The organism is Bifidobacterium aerophilum, assembly GCF_010667685.1.
In the GTDB taxonomy this organism is placed as follows: domain Bacteria; phylum Actinomycetota; class Actinomycetes; order Actinomycetales; family Bifidobacteriaceae; genus Bifidobacterium; species Bifidobacterium aerophilum.
Map to the genome: position 1 here is coordinate 22,767 of NZ_WHZW01000028.1, position 6,431 is coordinate 29,197.

Below are 6,431 nucleotides of genomic sequence, written 5' to 3' on the forward strand. Positions count from 1 at the left end.
ACAGATGCCGTATGCCGATGAATGGTGACTGATTTGCGAGATCCTTGATTTTCCATAGATCCCACAATTATCGTTTCTGTCACAACGAGTGATTTTGCTCGCGAATCGTGATGGTGAGACAGAAAATCTGTCTCACCATCACAATATTGGCGAAATGCTCATTTCGTGACAAAAATCCACGATCATCGCCACGAATACGGGCGAGAACCAATGCGCGCAAGAAATCGGGTACTGCCGCGTGCGCAAGATGTCGGCATTATCCATTGCAGTCGTGGATAATCGGCGATCGTCCACGATATGTGGCTCGTCTCGGCCATCATCAGCCGATATACCGCGCGATGACGCGCGACGCGGCGGCCTTCGCCCACAGCTGCCAATCGTGATCGACCACCGTGAACTGCACCGGGGCGGCCTGATTGTGCCGATACCGGTTGATGCCGTCACGGATCGAATCGATGCTCATCTTCGCCAGGAACGCCGATTCGCCGGCGACCATCACCTTCGACGGCATCGCGATGTTCGCGATCGTCGCGATCAGCGAACCAAGTCGGAAACACGTCAGATCGACCAACTGCATCGCCTGCGGCAGTCCGGCCCGCGCATCGCGCGCGAAATCGTCGAACGTGCACGCCCGCCCGATCATGCGCGAATACTGGTTCGCCAGCGAATCATCGGTCAGGCACTGCGCGCAGCCGATATGGCCGGCAGTGCAGCGCGGACCCTCGGGATCGACCAGCACATGGCCGAGCAGGCCGTAGCTTTTGTCCGGATACGTGACCGGCTCGCCGCGCATCGCCAGCGAATACCCCACGCCCACTCCGATCGTAAGCACGGCGAACGCCTCCAGTCCGACACCCGGTCCGAACCAGCTCGCGTCCACCAGCAGCGAATCGATGTCGTTGTATATGCTGCACGGCAGTCCGGTCGCGTTCTCAAGCATCGAGCCCAGATCCACATCATGATCCCAGCGCAGGAACGGCGCGAACGTGACCACGGAGTCATCCGTCACGTGGCCGCCGATCGCCACTCCCACCGCGGTCGGTGCCGGCAGCGGCGTCGCGGCGATGTCCGTCTGGCATTCGCGCACCAGTCGCGCCAGCGTTTCGACCACCTGCTCGGGCGTGCGATCCGGGAACGTGCCGTCATGCCGACCCGACACGACTTCGCCATGTGCGTTCACCGCGGCGGCGATCGCCGACGTGCCCTGCGCCTTGATGCCGATGAACGTGCGCGCGTTCGCGCACAACGCCAACGCGGTCTGCGGTCGGCCGCGCCGGTCCGAGCTTTCCTTCGCGACGAATCCCTGCGGCAACGGTCCTCGCGTCACCGCGTCCGCGGGCAGCTCCTCGATCACGCCCGCATAGATCAGATCGCCGGTGATGCGCGACAGCGCGCCCTGAGACAGTCCCAGCAGCTGCGCGAGCGTGGTACGTGCGATCGGCCCGTGCTTTGCGATCGCCTTCGCCACGCGGTGCATGTATTCCGATCCCTCGAACCATTGCGGAAACTCATGCGTCATGCTGCCTCCCTGTTCGTCCGCCAATCCGAGCGTAGCAGAGCGCGCGAGCCGACCGGCCGCCGCTGTCGAACCGGTTTTCTTTCCGCCACACCCACCGCAAGCCCGAATGGGAATGAAATTATGCGGGCCGTACGCTGGAACCTGACACCAGTCGCCGGGTTGCCAGGCGGACCCGTTCGGCAGCCGTCCGAAGAGCCCGCCAGTCCGAACCGGCGCACCGCAGCAGATCAGCAAAGGAGCCGACATGACCTCATTCAACCGACCCGCACTGCCCGATTCGATCCGCACGAACGGCGCGACCCCGAACCCGTGGTGGACGAACGCGGTCGTCTATCAGATTTACCCGCGTTCGTTCCAGGACACGAACGGCGACGGATTCGGCGACCTCAAGGGCATCACGAACCGTCTCGACTACCTCGCCGACCTCGGCGTCGACGTGCTGTGGCTGTCCCCGGTCTACAAGTCCCCGCAGGACGACAACGGTTACGACATCTCCGACTACCGCGACATCGACCCGCTGTTCGGCACGCTCGACGACATGGACGAGCTGCTCGCCGAAGCGCACAAGCGCGGCATCAAGATCGTGATGGACCTCGTCGTCAACCACACGTCCGACGAGCACGCGTGGTTCGAGGCGTCGAAGAACAAGGACGACGAGCACGCCGACTGGTACTGGTGGCGTCCGGCCCGTCCGGGCCACGAACCCGGCACCCCCGGCGCCGAACCGAACCAGTGGGGCTCGTACTTCGGCGGTTCCGCCTGGGAGTACGTGCCGGAGCGCGGCGAATACTACTTCCACCAGTTCTCGAAGAAGCAGCCCGATCTCAACTGGGAGAACCCGGCCGTGCGTCGCGCCGTGTACGACATGATGAACTGGTGGCTGGATCGCGGCGTCGACGGCTTCCGCATGGACGTCATCACGCTCATCTCCAAGCGCCTCGACCCGAACGGCAAGCTGCCGGGCGAGGCCGGTTCCGAAATCGACGACCTGCCGGTCGGCGAGGAAGGCTACTCGAACCCGAACCCGTTCTGCGCGGACGGGCCGCGTCAGGACGAGTTCCTGGCCGAAATGCGCCGCGAGGTGTTCGAGGGCCGCGACGGCTTCATGACCGTCGGCGAGGCTCCCGGCATCACCGCGCAGCGCAACGAGCACATCACCGATCCGGCCAACGGCGAACTTGACATGCTGTTCCTGTTCGAGCACGTCGACTTCGACTGCGACGGCGTCAAGTGGAAGCCGCGCGCGCTCGACCTGCCCGAGCTCAAGCGCATCATGGCCGGCTACCAGACCGCCGTGGCCGATGCCGGTTGGGCGAGCCTGTTCACCGGCAACCACGACCAGCCGCGCGTCGTGTCCCGCTGGGGCGACGACTCCTCCGAGGAGAACCGCGTGCGTTCCGCCAAGGCCCTCGGCCTCATGCTGCACATGCACCGCGGCACCCCGTACGTCTACCAGGGCGAGGAACTCGGCATGACCGACGCCCACTTCACCCGCCTCGACCAGTACCGCGACCTCGAATCGCTCAACGCGTTCCGCCAGCGCGTCGAGGAGGCCAAGGTGCAGGACGCCGAGTCTATGCTGGTGGGCCTGGCCGCCCGCAGCCGCGACAACGCCCGCACCCCGATGCAGTGGGACGCGTCCAAGTACGCCGGCTTCACCGCTCCCGACGCCGCGACCGAACCGTGGATCTCCGTCAATCCGAACTGCGCGGAGATCAACGCCGCCGGCGAATTCGACGATCCTGACTCGGTGTACGCGTTCTACAAGAAGCTGATCGCGCTGCGCCACGACAACCCGGTCGTCTCCGCCGGCAGCTGGCAGCTGATCGACGCGGACGACGAGCATGTGTACGCGTTCGTGCGCGAACTGGACGGCGAACGTCTGCTGACGGTCGTCAACTTGTCCGGACGCACGGTCGACGTTCCGGCCGAATCCGCCGCACTGCTGGACGGACTGGACGCCGTGACCGAGGATGCGGTCGTGATCGCCACCGGCACCGCCGCGGAGGCCGTCGCGTCGCTGGCCAAGCGCGAACTCGCCACCTGGCAAGGCGTGGTCGTTCGTCTGTGACGGTCGACAGGCAAGCTCTGTGAACCGCGTGTAGCCTGCAGATTCCATGCAGGCTACAGGCAAGCTCTGGGCGGGATGGACACTTCACGTCCCTCGCCCAGAGCGGCGCATACAATAACGCACATGGAACAAAAAGACGTCCTCAAAGCACTGCAGCGTGACCATGCGGCCGAATTGAAGCTCGCCGCCGAACGGTTGAAGGGGACCGCTCGTCACACCGAAATCATCCCCTCGCCGGTCCTGTCCGACATGACCGGACACAAGATTCTTCTCAAGCCCGAGAACCTGCAGGTCACCGGCTCATTCAAGATCCGCGGCGCGTACAACAAGATCGCCTCGCTGTCCGACGAGGAACTCGCCCGCGGCATCGTCACCGCCTCCGCCGGCAACCACGCGCAGGGCGTCGCCTATGCGGCCCGCGAACGCGGCGCGAAGGCGACGATCTGCATGCCGACCATCACCCCGCCGCTCAAGGTCGATGCGACCAAGGCGTACGGCGCCGACGTGGTGCTCTACGGTGATGTGTTCGACGAGGCCGCCGCGCATGCGCTCGAACTGAGCGAACAGCAGGGCATGATCTACGTGCCGCCGTTCGACGACTACGAGGTCATCTGCGGCCAGGGCACGATCGGCATGGAGATCCTTGAAGACGTGCCGGACGTCACCGACGTGATCGTGCCGCTCGGCGGCGGCGGGCTTGGCGCCGGCGTGGCGCTCGCCATCAAGACGTTCAAACCGCAGGTGCGCGTGATCGGCGCGATTCCGGAGGGCTCGCCGGCGTGGAAGGAATCGCTGGCGGCCGGACGCGTGACCCCGGCCGACCAGGTCGTCACCTCGGCCGAGGGCGTCGCGGTCAAGCACCCCGGCGACTTGCCGTTCGCGTTCATCAACGAGTTCCTCGACGATCTCGTGACCGTCACCGAGCGCGACATCAACGAGATGATCCTGCTCATGCTCGAAAAGCACAAGCTCGTGGTCGAAGCCGCCGGCGCGGTGTCGCTGGCCGCGTTGGAGCACCTGAACCTGCGCTCGCGCAAGTTCGCGTCGGCGCCGGGGCCGCATGTGGTCGTGCCGATCATGTCGGGCGGCAACATCGATACCGTGACCATGGGCGCGGTGATTCAAAAGGGCATGATCGCGCGTGGCCGCATCATGAACTTTGAGGTCGAGCTGCCGGACGTGCCCGGCCAGCTCGTCAAGGTCGCCACGCTGCTCGCCAACGAGCGCGCGAACGTGATCGCGTTGGACCACGACCAGTTCAAGGCGTCCGGCCATTACACGAACGCGGTCGCGCTCGATGTGACGGTCGAGACGAACGGCCCGGATCACATCGACCGGATCCTCGCCGCGCTGAAGGCTGCCGGATTCCAGCCGAAGCGCATTTACTGATCCGCGCTGATTAAGAGTGCTGCGCCCCGCTGGGATTGTTCCCGCGGGGCGCAACTATTATGTGATTATTATGTGATCCGGATTTTGCCCTGTTAAGAGGTGGTTCGGCGGTTTGGCGGGGCGCATGGCGTATGGTTTCCGGGTTCTGCCCCGCGGGCAAGGCACTTGGCGAGGCATCATGCACATAAGTTCCGGGTTTTGCCCCGCTGGGGTACCTCTTCGCGGGGCAAAACCCGGAATGTGATGGCGAGTTGCCCCGCCACCGCGATTATTGCGCTGCGGCGATCGTCTCGTCGACGAGCTTGGGCAGCGCGACGGCGATGTCGTCGTGGATCAGTCGGGTAGCCAGTCGGTCGTACTGGGTGCGTCCCATGTTCATGATCGTGATCGGCACGCCGGCTTGTGCGGCCACCGGAACCAGCGATGCGGCCGGGAACACTTCAAGCGTCGATCCGATCACCCAGAATTCGTCGGCTTCGGTGACGCGCTTCATCGACTTCTCCATCGCGCCGTCCGGCAGCTGTTCGCCGAAATACACCACGTCGGTTTTGATAAGCCCGTTGCACGGCATGTTTCCGTTATATGGCAGCCTGCGATGGCAATGCGGATCCGGTTCCTCGTCCAACCGGTTCATGATGTCGGCCGTGTCGTATTTCTGATGGCATTTCATGCAATGCGAGGTGCCGATCGTGCCGTGCAGGTTCACGATGACGTCCGACGAGTTGCCGGCCTTTTCATGCAGCGCGTCGAAGTTCTGCGTGGCGAGCAGCGTGAGCAGTCCCGCCTTCTCCAGTTTGACAAGCGCCTTGTGTGCGGTTCCGGGCTGTGCGTTCCAGACGGGGGATTCCTTCTGCCAGCGCCAGGAATACTCGCGCTCCTCCTTGTCGGTGAGGAACGCGTCGATGTCGTAGACGCTCATCTGTTCGGGGTGCTTGGTCCAGACGCCGTCCGGACCGCGGAAGTCGGGGATGCCGGCGGATGTGGAGATGCCGGCTCCGGTGAGTACTGCGATGTTCTTTGTCATATCTACAGGTATACGCCGCTTGCGTTTCGACCGCGGCGTAGCGATGGTGAATGGCGGTTGACCGGTGGCTGATCTGTGGTTGATGCGTGGCTGATCTGTGGCTGAACTGTCGCGACACGCCGTCCGCAGGGTGAATTGGGTGGCCGGGACGACGTTTTTGATCCTCTATGCTGATGTTGGAACTGTGTTTTGCGTGTGTGCGACACGCCGATGATGGCGTTGTGTTTGTTGGGTTTTTGGGTTGTCGGTCTGGAGTGGGTTTGCGTTTGCCGGCGGGGTGGTGTAAGTTTTTCACTCGCTGCCGCTGAGCGGTTCGGGTTCTTCCCTTGTGGTTGTCCCGGGTTGGTCGGTGTGTGGTGGTGGTTTGAGAACTCAAGAGCGTGTTTGTACTACTTCTTTATAGTCAATGATTGCCAGTTCATTCCCTT

At 63.6% G+C, this 6,431-nt stretch carries 4 protein-coding genes; 2 read left to right on the forward strand and 2 right to left on the reverse strand.

The window, feature by feature from the left end; translation table 11 throughout:
• Positions 1-319 precede the first annotated feature (319 nt).
• The gene (locus GFD25_RS10980; RefSeq protein WP_163232791.1) at positions 320-1,519 is read right to left on the reverse strand and encodes an ROK family protein; all 1,200 of its coding nucleotides are present in this window, start codon (positions 1,517-1,519) and stop codon (positions 320-322) included.
• 244 nt (positions 1,520-1,763) lie between these two features.
• Here GFD25_RS10980 and GFD25_RS10985 point away from each other — a divergent pair, with 244 nt between their 5' ends.
• Both GFD25_RS10985 and ilvA read left to right on the forward strand, forming a co-directional pair.
• A complete protein-coding gene (locus tag GFD25_RS10985) occupies positions 1,764-3,590 on the forward strand; it encodes a glycoside hydrolase family 13 protein (protein WP_163232794.1) in 1,827 nt (608 codons plus the stop codon).
• 123 nt (positions 3,591-3,713) lie between these two features.
• Positions 3,714-4,979: a threonine ammonia-lyase gene (ilvA, locus tag GFD25_RS10990; protein ID WP_163232796.1), complete on the forward strand. Its 1,266-nt coding sequence runs from the start codon at positions 3,714-3,716 to the stop codon at positions 4,977-4,979.
• 268 nt (positions 4,980-5,247) lie between these two features.
• Here the strand turns inward: ilvA and GFD25_RS10995 are convergent, their stop codons facing one another.
• Entirely contained in the window at positions 5,248-6,003 is a 756-nt protein-coding gene (locus GFD25_RS10995; protein WP_163232798.1) for an SIR2 family NAD-dependent protein deacylase, read from the reverse strand.
• Between the last annotated feature and the right edge of the window lie 428 nt (positions 6,004-6,431).

Coding starts and splice junctions, on each gene's coding strand:
- ilvA (WP_163232796.1), top strand. CDS start 3,714: ATGGAACAAAAAGACGTCCTCAAAGCACTGCAGCGTGACCATGCGGCC.
- GFD25_RS10985 (WP_163232794.1), top strand. CDS start 1,764: ATGACCTCATTCAACCGACCCGCACTGCCCGATTCGATCCGCACGAAC.
- GFD25_RS10980 (WP_163232791.1), bottom strand. CDS start 1,519: ATGACGCATGAGTTTCCGCAATGGTTCGAGGGATCGGAATACATGCAC.
- GFD25_RS10995 (WP_163232798.1), bottom strand. CDS start 6,003: ATGACAAAGAACATCGCAGTACTCACCGGAGCCGGCATCTCCACATCC.